16 protein-coding genes and 1 tRNA gene are annotated in these 16768 nt (G+C 73.0%); 6 read left to right on the plus strand and 11 right to left on the minus strand.

Annotated features, from left to right (window positions below; translation table 11 throughout):
* Positions 1-18: 18 nt before the first annotated feature.
* The 3 genes from ABD230_RS17400 to ABD230_RS17410 are packed head-to-tail and all read right to left on the minus strand — an operon-like array spanning position 19 to position 1459.
* Complete coding sequence (locus ABD230_RS17400) at positions 19-546, minus strand: glycine cleavage system transcriptional repressor (RefSeq protein WP_344377860.1); 528 nt, start codon at positions 544-546, stop codon at positions 19-21.
* A gap of 50 nt (positions 547-596) precedes the next feature.
* Positions 597-842: a helix-turn-helix domain-containing protein gene (locus tag ABD230_RS17405; protein ID WP_344377862.1), complete on the minus strand. Its 246-nt coding sequence runs from the start codon at positions 840-842 to the stop codon at positions 597-599.
* Positions 842-1459: a hypothetical protein gene (locus tag ABD230_RS17410; protein WP_344377864.1), complete on the minus strand. Its 618-nt coding sequence runs from the start codon at positions 1457-1459 to the stop codon at positions 842-844. The genes ABD230_RS17405 and ABD230_RS17410 overlap by 1 nt, the downstream gene beginning before the upstream one ends.
* 266 nt (positions 1460-1725) lie before the next feature.
* On the opposite strand from ABD230_RS17410, the gene ABD230_RS17415 reads away from it, so the two are divergent.
* The 3 genes from ABD230_RS17415 (at position 1726) to ABD230_RS17425 (ending at position 5586) form a co-directional block, all read left to right on the plus strand.
* Positions 1726-4248, plus strand: coding sequence for an ATP-dependent Clp protease ATP-binding subunit (locus ABD230_RS17415; RefSeq protein ID WP_344377867.1), 2523 nt, complete (start codon positions 1726-1728; stop codon positions 4246-4248).
* Positions 4249-4334: 86 nt separating this feature from the next.
* The gene (locus ABD230_RS17420) at positions 4335-4844 is read left to right on the plus strand and encodes an amino-acid N-acetyltransferase (RefSeq protein ID WP_344377869.1); all 510 of its coding nucleotides are present in this window, start codon (positions 4335-4337) and stop codon (positions 4842-4844) included.
* 73 nt (positions 4845-4917) lie between these two features.
* Positions 4918-5586, plus strand: a complete 669-nt coding sequence (locus ABD230_RS17425; RefSeq protein ID WP_344377870.1) for a hypothetical protein — start codon at positions 4918-4920, stop codon at positions 5584-5586.
* Between the two features lie 16 nt (positions 5587-5602).
* On the opposite strand, the gene ABD230_RS17430 is transcribed toward ABD230_RS17425, so the two are convergent.
* Complete coding sequence (locus ABD230_RS17430; RefSeq protein ID WP_344377873.1) at positions 5603-6595, minus strand: acyltransferase family protein; 993 nt, start codon at positions 6593-6595, stop codon at positions 5603-5605.
* A gap of 68 nt (positions 6596-6663) precedes the next feature.
* Positions 6664-7791 carry an acyltransferase family protein gene (locus ABD230_RS17435; RefSeq protein ID WP_344377875.1) on the minus strand — a complete coding sequence of 376 codons (1128 nt, stop codon included), beginning with the start codon at positions 7789-7791 and terminating at the stop codon, positions 6664-6666.
* A gap of 107 nt (positions 7792-7898) precedes the next feature.
* On the opposite strand from ABD230_RS17435, the gene ABD230_RS17440 reads away from it, so the two are divergent.
* A complete protein-coding gene (locus ABD230_RS17440; protein ID WP_344377877.1) occupies positions 7899-8321 on the plus strand; it encodes a dehydrogenase in 423 nt (140 codons plus the stop codon).
* A 44-nt stretch (positions 8322-8365) separates the two neighbouring features.
* Here ABD230_RS17440 and radA read toward each other — a convergent pair whose 3' ends face one another.
* Both radA and ABD230_RS17450 read right to left on the minus strand, forming a co-directional pair.
* Complete coding sequence (gene radA / locus ABD230_RS17445; RefSeq protein WP_344377880.1) at positions 8366-9733, minus strand: DNA repair protein RadA; 1368 nt, start codon at positions 9731-9733, stop codon at positions 8366-8368.
* 78 nt (positions 9734-9811) lie between these two features.
* Positions 9812-10669: an SGNH/GDSL hydrolase family protein gene (locus ABD230_RS17450; RefSeq protein WP_344377884.1), complete on the minus strand. Its 858-nt coding sequence runs from the start codon at positions 10667-10669 to the stop codon at positions 9812-9814.
* A gap of 131 nt (positions 10670-10800) precedes the next feature.
* Between ABD230_RS17450 and ABD230_RS17455 the strand changes: the two genes are divergently transcribed.
* Complete coding sequence (locus tag ABD230_RS17455; protein WP_344377887.1) at positions 10801-12006, plus strand: flavin-containing monooxygenase; 1206 nt, start codon at positions 10801-10803, stop codon at positions 12004-12006.
* A gap of 51 nt (positions 12007-12057) precedes the next feature.
* Positions 12058-12147, plus strand: a tRNA-Ser gene (locus tag ABD230_RS17460).
* A 74-nt stretch (positions 12148-12221) separates the two neighbouring features.
* Here the strand turns inward: ABD230_RS17460 and ABD230_RS17465 are convergent.
* Genes ABD230_RS17465 through ABD230_RS17480 form a run of 4 tightly spaced genes read right to left on the minus strand, consistent with a single transcriptional unit; the run spans position 12222 to position 16733 of the window.
* A complete protein-coding gene (locus ABD230_RS17465) occupies positions 12222-13727 on the minus strand; it encodes an aldehyde dehydrogenase (NADP(+)) (protein ID WP_344377889.1) in 1506 nt (501 codons plus the stop codon).
* Positions 13724-14836 (minus strand): mandelate racemase/muconate lactonizing enzyme family protein, encoded by a 1113-nt coding sequence (locus tag ABD230_RS17470; protein ID WP_344377892.1) that lies wholly within the window; start codon positions 14834-14836, stop codon positions 13724-13726. The genes ABD230_RS17465 and ABD230_RS17470 overlap by 4 nt, the downstream gene beginning before the upstream one ends.
* Complete coding sequence (locus tag ABD230_RS17475) at positions 14833-15810, minus strand: 5-dehydro-4-deoxyglucarate dehydratase (RefSeq protein WP_344378281.1); 978 nt, start codon at positions 15808-15810, stop codon at positions 14833-14835. The genes ABD230_RS17470 and ABD230_RS17475 overlap by 4 nt, the downstream gene beginning before the upstream one ends.
* Before the next feature lie 11 nt (positions 15811-15821).
* Positions 15822-16733, minus strand: coding sequence for an NAD-dependent epimerase/dehydratase family protein (locus tag ABD230_RS17480; protein WP_344377895.1), 912 nt, complete (start codon positions 16731-16733; stop codon positions 15822-15824).
* Between the last annotated feature and the right edge of the window lie 35 nt (positions 16734-16768).

Below are 16768 nucleotides of genomic sequence, written 5' to 3' on the forward strand. Positions count from 1 at the left end.
CCGCGCGGTCGGCCGCGGTCAGTCGCGCTCGAGCGTGAGGTCGACGAAGAGCTCGCTCGCGACCTGCTCGAGGTCGTCGCGCACGTCGGCGGGGTCGCCGCCCGGCGGCACCCGCACCACGAGGTGCGCCTCGAACAGCCGGCCGCCCGCCATGGGCGCGTCGCGCTGGCCGGTCGTGATGGTCTCGATGCTGAGCCCGTGCCGGGCGAGCACCGCCGAGACGTCGCGCACGATGCCGGGGTGATCGTTGCCGATGAGGTCGATGCGCAGGGGGGTCCAGCCGGCGGATGCCGCGGCCTCCGCGGCCTGGTCGACGCCCGGGTGCGCCGACACCTCCATCAGCCCGTCGAGTCCGTCGAGCGCGGCGCGGAGCGCGGCCTCCCGGTCGGCGGGCACCTCGACGACGACGATGCCGGCGAACTGCCCCGCGAGCTCGGCCATCTGGCTCTGCTCCCAGTTGCCGCCGTGCTCGCCGATCGTGTCGGCGAGGGCCTCGACGAGCCCGGCGCGGTCGTCTCCGATGACGGTCAGCACGAGTCTGGACATGCGTGCATCCAACCACGGGCGCTCGGGCGCGGTCGAGTCCGCGGCATCCGTCACGGCCGGGAGTCGGACGATCGCACGACGAGCAGGTCGCCCACCTCGCACTCGAGTGCGCGGCAGATCGCCTGGAGCGTCGAGAAGCGGATGGCGCGTGCCCGGTCGTTCTTCAGGATGCTGAGGTTCACGATGCTCACGCCGACGAGCTCGGACAACCGCGTCAACGTCATTCCCCGTTCGGCGAGCAGCTCGTCGAGGCGGCAGTGGACGTCGTGGGCGTCGTCTTGTTCGGCGGGTGCCATCAGACGAGGCCCTCGGTCTCGACCTGCAGCCGGCGGCCGACCTGGAACGCCGCGCCCACGGCGCCGATCACGAGGATCGCGAACGGGATCGCCCAGTCCGTGCTGAACGTGATCCCGTCGTAGGTGCGGGCGCTCACGGCGGCGAGGGCGCCGTTGACGGTCATGTTCGTCAGCACCGTGCCGAACAGCCAGCCGGCCGTCAGCACCGCGGCGCCCCACCAGACGATCCGCACGTTGGCGGGCGAGAACGCATGGCCGCGAGCGAGGTTCCAGCACAGCGCCGCCAGGAGCGCGACGCCGGCGATGATCGCGGCCGCGTGCACGATCGGCTCGGCCACGAGCGCGAACTGCGTCGCCGCGGCGGGCTCCGCCACCGTCACGACCGCACGATCGACCTCGACCGGGAATGCGGCGCCGTCCGGTCCGATCGGCAGCTCGGCCGCCTCGTCGAGGAAGGGGACGAGGACCGGGACGTCGCGACCCGGGAGCACCTCGGCGAGGCGCGCGGATGCCGCCCACGCGGCGCCGCCGATCGCGAGCGCCGCGACCGCGATCGTGGCGTACGCGCCGATGCGGTCGGATCGGTCGAGGCGGGTTGCGGCGTCATCGGTCGTCATGGGTCCTCCGTGGGCGTCGTATCGAACATCGATAATAACGATGATCGATATGCTACGGATCGCGCTCGCCCGGGTCAACGCCGGAACGGGCGGCGCGCGCGCCGCCGACCCCGATGCCGGCCGGGCCCGCGCCGACGGGTCCGCGCCGAACGGGTCACAGCCGGGTCACGGCCCGTGCGCCCATGGCGAACAGCGACCCGCCGCGCAGTCCCGGTCGTTACCGTGGATGTATCGACGCCCCTACCCGGCGTCGGTGAGGAGTTGAGATGTTCGAGAGATTCACGGACCGAGCCCGTCGTGTCGTCGTCCTGGCCCAGGAAGAGGCCAAGATGCTGAATCACAACTACATCGGCACCGAGCACATCCTGCTCGGCCTCATCCACGAGGGTGAGGGCGTGGCCGCCAAGGCGCTCGAGTCGCTGGGGATCTCCCTCGATGCCGTCCGCGAGCAGGTGCAGGACATCATCGGGCAGGGCCAGCAGCAGCCGACCGGGCACATCCCGTTCACCCCGCGCGCCAAGAAGGTGCTCGAGCTCTCCCTCCGCGAGGCGCTGCAGCTCGGCCACAACTACATCGGCACCGAGCACATCCTCCTCGGCCTCATCCGCGAGGGCGAGGGCGTCGCCGCCCAGGTGCTCGTGAAGCTCGGCGCCGACCTCAACCGCGTGCGCCAGCAGGTCATCCAGCTCCTCTCCGGGTACCAGGGCAAGGAGCAGGTGCAGGTCGGCGCCAACGAGCAGCAGCAGCCGCAGGGCGGCTCGCAGATCCTCGACCAGTTCGGTCGCAACCTCACGCAGGCCGCACGCGAGTCGAAGCTCGACCCGGTCATCGGCCGCGAGAAGGAGATCGAGCGGGTCATGCAGATCCTCTCGCGCCGCTCCAAGAACAACCCCGTGCTCATCGGCGAGCCGGGCGTCGGCAAGACCGCCGTCGTCGAGGGTCTCGCACAGGCCATCGTCAAGGGCGAGGTCCCCGAGACGCTGAAGGACAAGCAGCTCTACTCGCTCGACCTCGGCTCGCTCATCGCCGGCTCGCGCTACCGCGGCGACTTCGAGGAGCGCCTCAAGAAGGTCACCAAGGAGATCCGCACGCGCGGCGACATCATCGTCTTCATCGACGAGATCCACACCCTGGTGGGTGCGGGCGCCGCCGAGGGCGCGATCGACGCGGCCTCGATCCTGAAGCCGCTGCTCGCGCGCGGCGAGCTGCAGACGATCGGCGCGACCACGCTCGACGAGTACCGCAAGCACTTCGAGAAGGACGCCGCGCTCGAGCGCCGCTTCCAGCCCATCCAGGTCGCCGAGCCGTCGCTGCCGCACGCGATCAACATCCTCAAGGGCCTCCGCGACCGCTACGAGGCGCACCACAAGGTCTCGATCACCGACGGCGCGATCGTCGCCGCCGCGAACCTCGCCGACCGCTACATCAGCGACCGGTTCCTGCCGGACAAGGCGATCGACCTGATCGACGAGGCCGGCGCGCGCCTGCGCCTGTCGATCCTGTCGTCGCCGCCCGAGCTGCGCGAGTTCGACGAGAAGATCGCGACGGTGCGCGGCGCCAAGGAGACCGCGATCGAGGAGCAGGACTTCGAGAAGGCCGCGTCGCTGCGCGACGAGGAGAAGAACCTGCTCGGCGAGCGGCTGCGCCTCGAGAAGCAGTGGAAGTCGGGCGAGGTCAAGACGACCGCGGTCGTCGACGAGGGCCTGATCGCCGAGGTGCTCGCGCAGGCCACCGGCATCCCCGTCTTCAAGCTCACCGAGGAGGAGAGCTCGCGCCTGGTCTTCATGGAGAAGGCGCTGCACGAGCGCGTCATCGGCCAGGAGGAGGCGATCGCCGCCCTGTCGAAGACGATCCGCCGCACGCGTGCGGGCCTGAAGGACCCGAAGCGTCCGTCGGGGTCGTTCATCTTCGCCGGCCCCACGGGCGTCGGCAAGACCGAGCTCGCCAAGGCGCTCGCCGAGTTCCTCTTCGACGACGAGTCGGCGATGATCTCGCTCGACATGTCGGAGTACGGCGAGAAGCACACGGTCTCGCGCCTCTTCGGCGCCCCTCCCGGCTTCGTCGGCTTCGAGGAGGGCGGTCAGCTCACCGAGAAGGTGCGCCGCAAGCCGTTCTCCGTGGTGCTCTTCGACGAGATCGAGAAGGCCCACCCCGACATCTTCAACTCGCTCCTGCAGATCCTGGAGGAGGGTCGTCTCACCGACGGCCAGGGTCGGGTCGTGGACTTCAAGAACACCGTCATCATCATGACGACGAACCTCGGCACGAAGGACATCTCGGGCGGCCCCGTGGGCTTCCAGATCGAGGGCGACACCCGCACGGGCTACGACCTCATGCGCGCGAAGGTGAACGAGGAGCTGAAGAAGCACTTCAAGCCCGAGTTCCTCAACCGCGTGGACGAGATCATCGTGTTCCCGCAGCTCACCAAGGAGGAGCTGCTCCAGATCGTCGACCTCTTCATCAAGCGCCTGGGCGAGCGGATGCTCGACCGCGACATGACCGTCGAGCTCACCCTCGCGGCGAAGGAGCGGCTGATCGAGGTCGGGTTCGACCCGACGCTCGGCGCCCGCCCGCTGCGCCGCGCGGTGCAGCACGAGGTCGAGGACCGGCTCTCGGAGAAGATCCTGCACGGCGAGCTCAACTCCGGCGACCACGTGCACGTCGACTTCCAGGACGGCGAGTTCGTCTTCACGACCACCCAGCGGGCGCTGCCCGTCGGCGTCGGCGTGAACACGGGCGCGGCGCTCGGCACCGGCCCGGCGACGCCCGACCTCGCTGCCGGCCAGTAGGACGACCCACCCGGAGGGGCGGATGCCACGGCATCCGCCCCTCCGTCGTGTCCGGCGCGACCTCGGCCCGGGCATACGATGAGCGGATGACCCAGCCCCCGTTCACGGTGCGCCGCGCGCGCACGCCCGACGTGCCGAAGATCGTGGAGCTCGTGGAGCCGCTCGTCACGCGGCGCATCCTCCTCGGCAAGGAGCGGGTCGACCTGTACGGGGCGCTGCAGGAGTTCCGCGTCGCCGAGCGGCCCGACGGGGAGCTCGTCGGGTGCGGCGCCCTGCACGTCATGTGGGAGGACCTCGGCGAGGTCCGCACGCTCGCCGTCCGAGACGCGTGGCTCGGTCACGGCGTCGGGCACGCGCTGCTCGACGCGCTCGAGGCGGACGCGCGCGAGCTCGGCCTCAGCCGGCTGTTCTGCCTGACCTTCGAGGTCGGGTTCTTCGGTCGCCACGGCTTCGAGGACATGGGGTCCGAGACGGTGGATCCCGAGGTGTACGGCGAACTCGTCCGCTCGCACGACGAGGGCGTGGCCGAGTTCCTCGACCTCGCCCGGGTGAAGCAGAACACGCTCGGCAACACCCGCATGCTGAAAGTCCTCTGAGCGTTCCTCACCGCCTCGGGGCGCGCCGTGCCGGCGAACGGGCGGCGTCGTCCGCGAGCCGTACCCTGAGCCCATGTCGACCAACCGTCCCGCCGGGCGCCTGCCCGCCTCCGTGTACCGACGCCGTCGGCTCATGGTGCTGCTCGGGCTCGTCGCCGCCATCGTCGCGGTGGTGCTCGTGATCGTGCGGCCGGGTGCGAGCCAGGGCGACGAGGCGAGCGACACCGCGCCCCCGACCCCGCCCGCGTCGGCGTCCGCGACGGATGCACCCGCGACCAGCGACGGGGTCGGTGAACCGGAGGCGTCGGAGGAGCCCGCCGAGCCGGCCGCCGACGGCGATCCGTGCCGAGCCGGGCAGATCACGGTCGAGGCCGTCACTGATGCCACGGTCTACGCGGCGGGGGAGCAGCCGAAGCTGTCGGTGACGATCACGAACACCGGCTCCAACACGTGCGTCATGAACGTCGGCACCAGCGCGCAGGTCTTCGCCGTCACGAGCGGCAGCGACACCTACTGGACCTCGACGGACTGCCAGGTCGACGCGGTCGACGCCGAGGTCTCCATCGCGCCCGGATCCCCCGTGTCCTCGAGCGAGCCGATCACCTGGGACCGGACCCGGTCGAGCGCCGACACGTGCGGCGGCGAGCGGTCGACCGTCCCTGCCGGCGGCGCCTCGTACCACCTGGGCGTCACCGTGAACGGCATCGCGTCGGCCGACACGAAGCAGTTCCTGCTCTACTGACGCGCATCGCACGGCCTCAGCCATCGGCCGCGACGGCCGTCCCATCCGTCGCCCGACCCGGGGCCCGCAGTCGGGGGAACTCGAAGAGGATGCTGCCACCGAGGTAGCGCGCGAGCAGCGTGCACCCGCCGAGCATGACGAGCACGACGACGGCGTAGGTCGCGGGCAGCGGCAGGACCCCGGCGACCAGCACGGTGATCGCCCAGATGAACGGCACGTGGGCGACGTAGTACACGATGGAGCGGCGGCCGACCCACTCGAGCCAGCGGACGCGGGGCAGCCGGGTCGCGAACCAGACGACGCCGACGACCCCGAGCAGCGAGAGCAGCAGGGGGCGCCAGTGCGCGATCGGGGCGTAGCCGTTCACGGTCGCCGAGTACACCGCCCATGCGGTCGCGACCACCAGGCACGCTGCCGGCAGGTACCAGCGGAGCCGCAGCCAGCGGTCGAGCCAGCGCGCCATCGTCGCACCGGCGAAGAAGTAGAGCCCGAACCAGAGCGTGTTGTTCACGAACGCGAGGTCGGTCCGGAGCGTCTCCATCGCCACGAAGCCGACGACGAAGAACACGAGCGGGTGCACCCACCGGGTGAGCAGCCCCACCGCGTAGCAGGCGAGGAGGACGCCGAGATACCAGAGGTGCGCGCCGTCGCCGAGCCAGAACCACGGACTGCCGGGCTGCGCCGCAGGCCAGCCGACGATCACGAGGACGGCCGACCACACGACCAGCGGCCAGGCGATGCGGCGCAGCTTCCCGGCGACGTAGACGCCGGTGGGCTTGCGGAGCGAGTGGTCGAGCAGCAGGCCCGAGAGGAACATCAGCGTCGGGATGCGAGCGACCGAGAGGGCGTCGAACAGCCACGCGATGCCGGCCGGGACCGTGGGGTACGGGATCTCGAACGCGTGCCAGAGTGCGACGAGGAGCACGGCGCCGCCGCGGAGGAGGTCCATCCAGGTCTTCCGGTCGTCGACGGCCTCGAGCCGCGGCGCCGGGCCCCGATGTGTCCGCATGTGACTCCTGACGTTGAGTGCCTGAGGATCGCTCATCAGGATCGAACTGGACTAACCATCCTGCGGTCCTAGGGGCCTGCGGTGTTACCTCGCGCCGCAGGCCCTGACCCGACCGACTCCTCGGCGCGATCGGCCTGCGCGGTGTCGCGAACGGCGTCGGCTCGACGCGCATCACGGCGCGCTCGCCAGCGTTGGACGGGCCGCTCGAGCAGCCACCAGCTCGCCGTCGCGGCGCCGATGGTCAACGCGATCGAGGCGAGCGAGGTCTGCCACGACATGGGGTGACCGCCGAGCCACATCACGATCGGCCAGTTCCACAGGTAGGCCGCATACGAGACGGTGCCGAGCGCGAGCAGGGGGCGGAGCACCGGGGTCGGAAGCTCGACCCAGTCGCTCCAGACGAGCACGAGCACGACCGTGACCGCCGCGATCGACGGGCCGAGGGCGAGGTACACCCAGGGCGCGGACTTGTCCTCGGGGACGAGCGCGAGCGCGAGCAGCGCGGCGACCGCGGTCGTGCCGATCGCGGCACGCGGGGCCGGTCGTTCAGGGAGCAGGCGCCGCAGCGCGGGCTCCCAGATCCTGGCGGCGGCGCCGATCACGATCGCGATCGCCCACGAGGTCGGCAGGGGATAGATCTCGTAGATCCCGGGCGCCTTCAGCCACATGGTCGCCGCGAGCCCGACGAGGATCGTCGTCGACGCCGCGGCCACCATGGTGCCCACTCGGTTCCACCGCAGCGCGATCGCGAGCAGCACGGGCCAGAGCAGGTAGAACTGCTCCTCCGTCGCCAGGGTCCACAGGTGTCCCACCGTCGCGCTCCCATGGTTGTACGGGAGGTTGCCGGTGTAGGTGAGCCCCGTGAAGAGCATCCGCCACAGCCCGCGACGGTCGCCGAGCGGGTCCCAGACGAGCATCGCCACGACGATGCCGGCGAGGAGGAGCAGCAGCGGCGGCAGCAGCCGCAACGCCCGATTCCGGTAGAAGCGCCCGTACCGGACGCGGCCGTGCCTGCGCAGGTCGTGCAGCAGGATCCCGGTGATCAGGTAGCCGCTCAGCGCGAAGAACGCGACGACGCCGGCGATGCCCGCGGAGCCGAACTCCGCCGGCCAGGCGTGACGGACCAGGACCAACGCGATCGCGACGCCCCGGACGAGGTCGAGGCCCGCGATCCGCGTCCCGCCACCGGCCGTCATCCGTCTGCCCCTTCCGTCCGCGCACAGGTTCGGCAGGCTACCGGGAACGTGTTTCACCCGCGTGACCGCCGCGCGGGTCCGGATCCGCCGGTCGGTAGGCTGGAGGGATGGCCGGTTCGAAGCGATCCAAGCCCGCGCAGCCCGTCGAGTTCCGATCGCAGGCGCTCGCCGAGGCCCTCGAGCGACAGGACATGGCGGCCGTGGCGCTCGCGCTCCGCAACGGCAACACGGTCGTGCCGCTCATCAAGCCCGGCCCCAGGGACCGGCCGCTCGACGGCGGCGAGGTCTGGACGTACCGCGACGCGAAGACCGGCGAGGTCGCGCTGCTCCTCTTCAGCGATGCGCAGCACAAGCCCGCGAACCTCCCGCCCGCGGTCGGCCTGCAGAGCCCCGCGTGGCTGAAGTCGTTCCTCACCCGATACCGCGCGACCATCACGACCGTCTTCCTCGACATCGCCGGCCCGCACCCGATGCAGGCGTCGCCCGACGAGCTCCTGAAGGCGCTCGAGCTCGGGTCGACCGAGGGCTGACGGACCCGCGTCGCCCAGCGTCGCCCCGGGCGACGTCGTCGCCGTCAGAACGCGGCGTCGAGTTCGCGCTCGCGACTGCCGGAGGACGCCATCATGGCGCGCTCGACGGCCGCGCGCACGCTGCCGAGCTCGTCGTCGAGCAGCGCCCGATAGCCGAGCCGGCTCGCCTCGGACGCGCGCTGCCGGGCGGATGCCACCGGGCGCACCTCGCCCGCCAGGCTGATCTCGCCGACCGCGGCCAGGTCGTGCCGCACCGCCCGGTCGCGCATGGCGCTCGCGATCGCGATGGCGATCGCGAGGTCGGCCGCCGGTTCGACCAGCCGCACGCCGCCGACCGTCGACACGTACACATCGTGCTCGCCGAGCTGGCGGAGCCCCGCCCGACGCTCGAGCACCGCGATGATCATCGCCACGCGCGAGGGATCGACGCCGTTCACGACCCGGCGCGGCTGCGGCGCCTTGGTGCCCACGACGAGCGCCTGGACCTCGACGGGCAGCGCCCGGCGCCCCTCGAGTGCGACGGTCACGCAGGTGCCGCTCACCGCGTTACGCGATCGGCTGAGGAAGAGCCCGGACGGGTCGGGGACCTCGGCGATGCCGTCGCCGGTCATCTCGAAGCAGCCGACCTCGTCGGTCGGTCCGAACCGGTTCTTGAGGGCGCGCACGAATCGCAGCGCGGTCTGCCGGTCGCCCTCGAACTGGCAGACGACGTCGACGAGGTGCTCGAGCAGGCGCGGGCCGGCGATCGTGCCGTCCTTCGTGACGTGGCCGACGAGCAGCACCGGCAGCTGCCGCTCCTTCGCGACGCGGATGAGGGTCGACGCGACCTCGCGGACCTGGCTCGGCTGGCCCGGTAGGCCGTCGGACAGCGCGCTCGAGACCGTCTGCACCGAGTCGACGATCAGCAGCTCGGGCGCGACCTGGTCGACCTGGCCGAGGATCGTCGCGAGGTCGGTCTCGGAGGCGAGGTAGAGCTCGTCGTGCAGCGCACCCGTGCGTCCGGCGCGGAGGCGGACCTGGGCCGTCGACTCCTCGGCGCTCACGTACAGCACGCGGCGGCCCGTCGATGCGACGCGAGCCGCGACCTCGAGCAGCAGCGTCGACTTGCCGACGCCGGGTTCGCCCGAGAGCAGGATCGCGGCGCCCGCGACGACGCCACCGCCGAGGACGCGATCGAACTCGCCCACTCCGCTCGGTCGGTGCGCCGCATCATCCGTCTCGAGGATCGCCGAGATCGGACGCGCCGCCCGCGAGGCGCTCGGGGCGACCGGCTGCAGGCTGCGCACGATGCCGGTCTCGGTGCCCGCCTCGACCACCGTGCCCCACTGCTGGCACTCGGCGCACCGGCCGACCCACTTGACGGTGCTCCATCCGCATTCGGTGCAACGGAACGCGGTCGTGGGCTTCGGCATGCTGCGAGCGTACGCGCGGCCGACGACATCCGACGCGGGTCGCGCGGCGCGCCCGGAGGCGGGTCGGTGCGGCGCGGGTCAGCCTGCCGCGGGTGCCGCCGCGGCATCCGTCATCGACGCCTCGGACGGGGCGACCGGCGGCGCCGCCTCGGCCGCGACCACGGCCGGATCGGTGGGGAAGCGGGCGGCCAGGGAGGCGAGGACTGCCGGACGGAAGGCATCCGCCCAGATGCGGTAGCCGTGGTCGTTCGGGTGGAACCAGTCGTTCGCGAAGTGGGTGAACATGCGGCGGAACCCGCCGAGCCGGGTGCCGCGGTGCAGGCGGACGAGCGTGAGCCCGCGCTCGTCGACGAGTCGCCGGAGGATGTCGTTCGCCACGGCGACCTTGCGCTCGTGCTGCGGGAAGTAGAAGAAGGGCAGGTCGGCGACGAGGGCGTGCGGCGGCACCGCGTCGAGGATGGTCCGGAGATCCCGTTCGAAGCCGACCGGGTCCCACTTCGCGATGTCGTTCGCGCCGATCGAGACGGTCATGACGTCGGGACGGTACTTCGCGAGTCGAGGCAGCTGGTCCTCGACGGCCCGTGAGACCGTCGCGCCCGACACGCTGAGGTTCACCACCCGGACGCTGCGCCCGGTGGCGTCGCGGATGAGGCGCGCCAGCACGCCGACGTAGCTGTGGTCGGGTCGACTCGCGCCGATGCCCTGCGCCGCGCTGTCGCCGAGCGCGACGTACAGGAGCTCGCCCCGCACCTTCGCGTGCGCGCGCCACCAGGCGGAATGCACCGGCAGCGTCTCGTTGAGGATGAGGCTGTTCGCGGTGATGCGGGCGCGGAAGCGCCGCCAGACGGCACGGATGCCGAGCACGGCGGCGACGAGGAGCGCGATCGGGGTCAGGGCCGCGGCGAGTCGGGCCACCGCCGGTCGGGGATCGGACATGCGCCGAACGTACGGCCCGGCGCTGGACGGTCGCTGGATGCCGGCTGGACGCGTCGGGCCGAGCGGAGCGGGCCGAGCCCGGCGGGACCTGAGGCCCTCCGGGTCGCGATCCGGATGCCTACGCTGACGCCATGCTCGCGGACACGGACGTGCTCGTCGTCGGCGGAGGGCAGGCCGGCCTCGCGGTCAGCCACGCGCTCACGGGCCTCGGACTCGACCACGTCGTCCTCGAACGCGACCGCGCCGGCGCCTCGTGGTTCCTCCGGTGGGACAGCTTCACCCTCGTCACCCCGAACCACACCATCCGCCTGCCCGGCGGCGAGTACGACGGCGACGACCCCGACGGCTACCTCCCGCGTGAGCAGGTGATCAGCCACCTGCGGCGGTACGCCGCCTCGTTCGGCGCTCCGGTGATCGAGCACGCCCCGGTCGTCGCCCTCCGCGGCGGCGAGGGCGCGTTCGTGGCGGACACGCCGGCCGGAATCGTCCGCGCCCGGCGCGTCGTCGCGTGCACCGGGTCGTTCCAGCTCGAGCGGCGGCCCGCGATCGTCGAGGAGCTCGCCCGTCGCGTGCCGATCGTCGGGGCCACGTCGTACCGATCCCCGGAATCGGTTCCCGCCGGCACCACCCTCGTCATCGGCGGCGGGCAGACCGCCGCGCAGATCACCGACGAGCTGCTCCGCGCCGGTCGCGAGGTGGTGCTCTCGGCGGGCCGCGCGCCCGCGATGCCGCGGCGCGTCGGCGGCCGGGACGGCGTGGACTGGCTCATCGACGCGGGGTTCTTCGAGCAGACGACCGCGGACCTGCCCACGCCCGCCGCGCGGCTCGCCGCGAACCCGTTGGTCACGGGCCAGGGCGGCGGCCATGACCTCAACCTGCGCACGCTGGCTGCTGCGGGCGCGCGGCTCATGGGCCGCATCCGCGGCGTCGACGGGGACCGCCTCGTCGTGGCGGGCGACCTCGGCGAGGCCGTCGCCTCCGGCGACGAGGGCTGGCACGTCGTCTGCGGGCTCATCGCGGAGACGGCGCGACGACTCGGCATGCCCGAGCCCGAGCTGCCGGAGATGCCCAGGGCGAGCATCCCGGTGACGCCCGCGCCCGGCGTCGGGGAGCTCGGCGCGGTCGTCGTCGCGTGCGGGTTCCGGCCCGACTACCGGTGGATCGGCATGCCCGACGTCGTCGACGACCTCGGCTTCCCGAGGCAGCTCGACGGCGCGAGCACCGTCGTGCCGGGGCTCTACTTCGTCGGCGTCCCATGGCTGCGGACGCGCAAGTCGCCGCTGCTGCTCGGGGTCGGCGAGGACGCCGACGTGGTGGCGGCGCAGCTCGCGGCCTAGGGGCATCCGCTCGTTTTGGTGCCTCGCGGCGATCCGGCTATCATCGATCCCGGTACCGTGTCCGAGCGGCCTAAGGTGCAACTCTCGAAAAGTTGTGTGGGTGAAAGCCCACCGTGGGTTCAAATCCCACCGGTACCGCCACGTGAAACGCCCCGGATCCCGGCAAGGGATCCGGGGCGTTCTCTCGTTCGGCGTCGATTCCCCTCGTCCGCGGCTCAGCCGGCGTCGCCGGGGAGCACGAGCACCCCGTCGATGCGACGCGGGATGCCGAGCGGATTCGCCTCGCGGAGCGCGGGCGGCAGCGCGGCATCCGGTGCGTCCTGGAACGCGATCGGCCGCAGGAACCGCCGCAGCGCGCTCACGCCGACCGACGTGTGGATGGTCGTGGTCGACGGCCACGGCCCGCCGTGCTGCTGCGCCCAGTTCACCGCCACGCCCGTCGGCCAGCCCGCGAACAGCACGCGTCCGGCGACCTCGCTCAGCACCTCGACGATCGGGGCGACCTCCTCGTCGGGCTGGGCGTGCACGGTCGCGGTGAGGCTGCCGCCGACGGCGCGGACGGCCGCGAGCGCGTCGGCGACGTCGGCGTACTCGACGAGCAGCGTCGACGGGCCGAAGCACTCGTGCAGCAGCACGCCGGGGTCGGCGATGACCGCGGCGGTCGTCGTCGTCAGTACCACGGGCGCGCCCGTGCCGGGCTGCTGCGCCGGGTCGCCGGCGACGACCTCGACCTCGTCGTGCTCGGCGAGCCGGTCGATGCCCGACGCGAACGCCGAGGCGATGCCGTCGGTGAGCATGGGCGCGGGCCCGGCGGGTGCGGCGTCGAGCGCGGCGCGCACGCGCTCGCCGAAGCCCGAGCCCGCGGGTACGAGCACCACGCCGGGGTTCGTGCAGAACTGGCCGGCGCCCAGGGTGAACGAGCCGACGAGCCCGGCGGCGAACTCGTCGCCGCGGGCGGCGGCGGCCGCCGGGGTGACGAGCACCGGGTTCACGGCGCTGAGCTCGCCGTAGAACGGGACCGGGTCGGGGCGGCGCTGCGCGAGGTCGAACAGCGCTCGGCCGCCGTGCAGCGACCCGGTGAAGCCGACGGCGCGGATCTCGGGATGCTGCACGAGCGCGACGCCGGTCTCGTGCCCGGTCACGTGCGCGAACACCCCCTCCGGGGCGCCCGCGGCGACGAGGGCGTCGCCCACGATCTCGGCGGTCCGGGCCGACAGGCGCGGGTGCGCCGGGTGGCCCTTGACCACCACGGGGCAGCCGGCCGCGAGCGCCGACGCGGTGTCGCCGCCCGCGACCGAGAACGCGAACGGGAAGTTCGACGCCCCGAACACGGCCACGGGACCGAGCGGGCGCAGCATGCGGCGCAGGTCCGGCGTCGGCGGGATCGTCGACGGGTCGGAGTGGTCGATGGTGGCCTCGAGGTAGGAGCCCTCGAGGATCGCGTCGGCGAACCGGCGCAGTTGCGCGGTGGTGCGGGCGACCTCGCCCGTCAGGCGCGCGGTGCCGAGATGCGTCTCGTCATCCGCGACGGCGACGAGCTCGTCGCGGGCGGCGTCGAGGGCGTCGGCGGCGGCGCGGAGCCAGGCGGCCCGCTCGGCGGCGGTCGAGGCGACCGTGACGGCGAACGCGCGGCGCGCGGCGGCGGCGACCGCGTCGAGCTCCTCGCGCGTGGTGTCGGCGGGCCCGGACTCGGTGCGGGCGGGGGCGGCGGTGTCGGTCACAAGTCCTCCGTGGGTCGAGCGGATGCCGCGGCATCCGTCAGCTCGTCTGAGAAGCGTACGCCGAGGCCGGGCTGCCCGGTCGTGGACGCGATGGCGCCCGTGACCGCGACGGGCGCCGGCGCGGCGAGTGCGCCGAGGGCCTCGAAGGAGGCGCCTTCGACGGATTCGACGAGGTGCTCGCCGGGGAGGGCGAGGGCGAGCTGCGCCGAGAGCTCGAGCAGCAGGTGCGGGGCCAGGTCGACGCCGCGGTCGGCCGCCAGCCCGGCGATCTGCAGGAACGGCGTGATGCCGCCGACGCGCACGGTGTTCGGCTGCACGACGTCGACCGCGCCCGCGTCGATGAACTCCGCGAAGCGGTGGCGGGTGTGCAGGTTCTCGCCGAGCGCGACCGGCACGTCGATGCGACGCCGCAGCTCGACGTGCGCGGGCAGGTCGTCGGCGCGCAGCGGTTCCTCGATCCATGCGAGGTCGAACGCCGACAGTTCCCCGATCGCGCGCTCGGCCTGCTCGAGGCTCCAACGCTGGTTGGCGTCGACCATGAGCCGCCGGTCGGGCCCGATCACGTCGCGCACCGCGGTGATGCGCTCGACGTCGCGCGCGAGCTCGGGACTGCCGACCTTGACCTTGACGGCGTCGAAGCCGGCTTCGACCCAGCGCGCGGCCTGCGCGACGAGTTCGTCGAGCGGGTAGTGCAGGTTCACGCCGCTGCCGTAGACGGCGGCGGTCTCGTGGCGGCGGCCGATCAGGTCGGTGACGCCGACGCCCGCCCGGCGCGCGGCCAGATCCCACAGGGCGAGGTCGAGGCCGGCCATCGCGATCGTCGTGATGCCGCCGCTGCCGCCCTCGTGCAGGTGCGTCCAGAGCGGCGCCCAGATCGCGGATGCCTCGGCCTCCCGCCCGAGCGCGAACGCGCGGATGTCGTGGTCGAGGTGCGCTCGCACCGCGGCGGCGCCGATCGTCGGCGTCCACGAGAAGCCCCAGCCCACGGCGCCGTCTGCGTCTTCGACCTCGACCTCGACCACCGAGAGGTCGCGGACGTCCGGCCCCCACGGCCGGAGCAGCGGGATGCGGATCGGGCGCGTCGCGATGCGCGCGATGGCGGCGGTCACCGCGACGCGGCCCCCGCGGCATCCGCCGGCGCCGTCGACGGGCACGTCGACGCGGCCGGGCGCGTGCCGCCGAGCTCGACGAGCGCGAGCCCGCAGTCGAGGATCGCCGCGAGGCGTCGCTCCTGCTCGGGCGTCGGGTCGACGAGCGGCGGGCGCACCGACCCGACCGGCAGGCCGCGCAGGCGCAGGCCGGCCTTGATGAGCGACACCCCGAAGCCCGGCGTCTCGTCGCGGAGGCGCACGAGCGGCGTGTAGAACTCGCGCAGCAGCGACATCCGCGTCGTCTCGTCGCCGTCGATGTACGCCCGGTGATGCATCGCGGCGAGCTCGGGGATCATCGCGAACGCGGCGGACGAGTACAGCGGGATGCCGATGCCCCGGTACGCGCCCTGGCTGAGCTCGGCGGTGAGCAGCCCGTTGAAGAACGCCCAGTCGTCGCGGCCGGCGGCCTCGGCGGCGAGCACGATCTCCTGCGCGAGGCCGATGTCGCCGGTGCCGTCCTTGAACCCGACGACCTTCGGGTTCGCGGCGAGCCGCGTGACGGCGTCGGCGGTGTAGCGGGCCGTGGCGCGGTGGTAGACGATGACGGCCAGCTCGGATGCCGCGGCGACCGCCTCGACCCAGGCGACGAGCCCGGCAGCGGTGCCCGACACGAGGTAGGGCGGGAGCAGCAGCAGGGCGTCGGCGCCGGCTTCGGCGGCCCCGCGCGCGAGCTCGATCGCGTGGCCGAGCGGTCCGCCGGCGCCCGCGACCACCGGCACCCGGCCGGCGACGACGTCGACGCTCGCGCGCACGACGGCGATCGCCTCGCTCGCCGACAGCGCGTGGAACTCGCCGGTGCCGCAGGCGGGGAAGACGCCGCCGGGCCCGAACGGCAGTCGCGTCTCGAGGTGCTCGCCGAGCACGTCGAGGTCGACCCGGCCGTCGGCGTCGAATGGGGTGACGGGGAAGAAGAGCACCCCGTCGAAGGCCAGGGCAGGCGTGGTCATGCGGTCCTCGCTTCGGTGTCGTGGGTCCGGGATGCGGCGGCGAGCTCGCTGCGCCAGTCGCGGCTCGGCCACCAGCCGAGCCGGTCTCGCGCCTTCGCGATCGAGAAGGCGGGCGCCGTGCCCTCGAGTGCATCGGCGGCCGGACCGAGGCCCGGCGCGTACTCGCGCCAGAGCTCGGCGACGGGGCGTTCGGCGAGCGCGTCGGCGGCGCCGACGAAGAAGCCCTCGCCGTCGATCGCGTCGGCGGGCGCGGCGAGCCACGCGTCGACGAAGGCGGCGACGTCGCGCGCGTCGACGTAGTTGAAGAGGCTCACGGCCGCGAGCGCCGGGTCGGCGAGCCGTTCGACGACGGTGTGGCCCTGCTGCGTGAGCGCGCCGGCCCATTCCTCCGGTGAGATCACGTAGCAGGGGCGGAAGGACCCGAACGCGCCGGGCGCGGAGCGGGCGAACATCCGCACCGCCTCCTCGATGACGACCTTCGACAGCGCGTAGGCGTTCGCCGGCGCGAGCGGATGGGTCTCGTCGATCGGCACCGCGGCGGCGCGCCAGCCGGGCGAGGAGTAGCCGATCGGGGTCGGACTCGACGCGGCGAGCACGCGGCCGACCCCGGCCGACGCCGCTGCGCCGAGCACGTCGTGCGCGAGTGCGGTGTTGGTGAGCAGGATGTCGCGCTCGGGAGCGCTGAACGGCACGGCGATGCCGGCCAGGTGCACGAGCGCGTCGGGCCGCAGGTCTTCGAGCACGCGTCCGGCGGCACCGGGAGCCGCGAGGTCGACCGCGCGTTCGTCGACGCCGATGAGCCCGGCCGGGCGACGATCCAGGCCGACGACCTCGTGGCCCGCACCGGCGAGTCCGGTCGCGAGCGAGCGCCCGAGACGGCCGGACGATCCGGTGATGATGACGCGCATGCGTGCGGTTCCCTCCATTCGCCCTCGCCGGCGTG

The sequence above is a fragment of the Agromyces tropicus genome (genome assembly GCF_039531345.1).
Lineage (GTDB): Bacteria > Actinomycetota > Actinomycetes > Actinomycetales > Microbacteriaceae > Agromyces > Agromyces tropicus.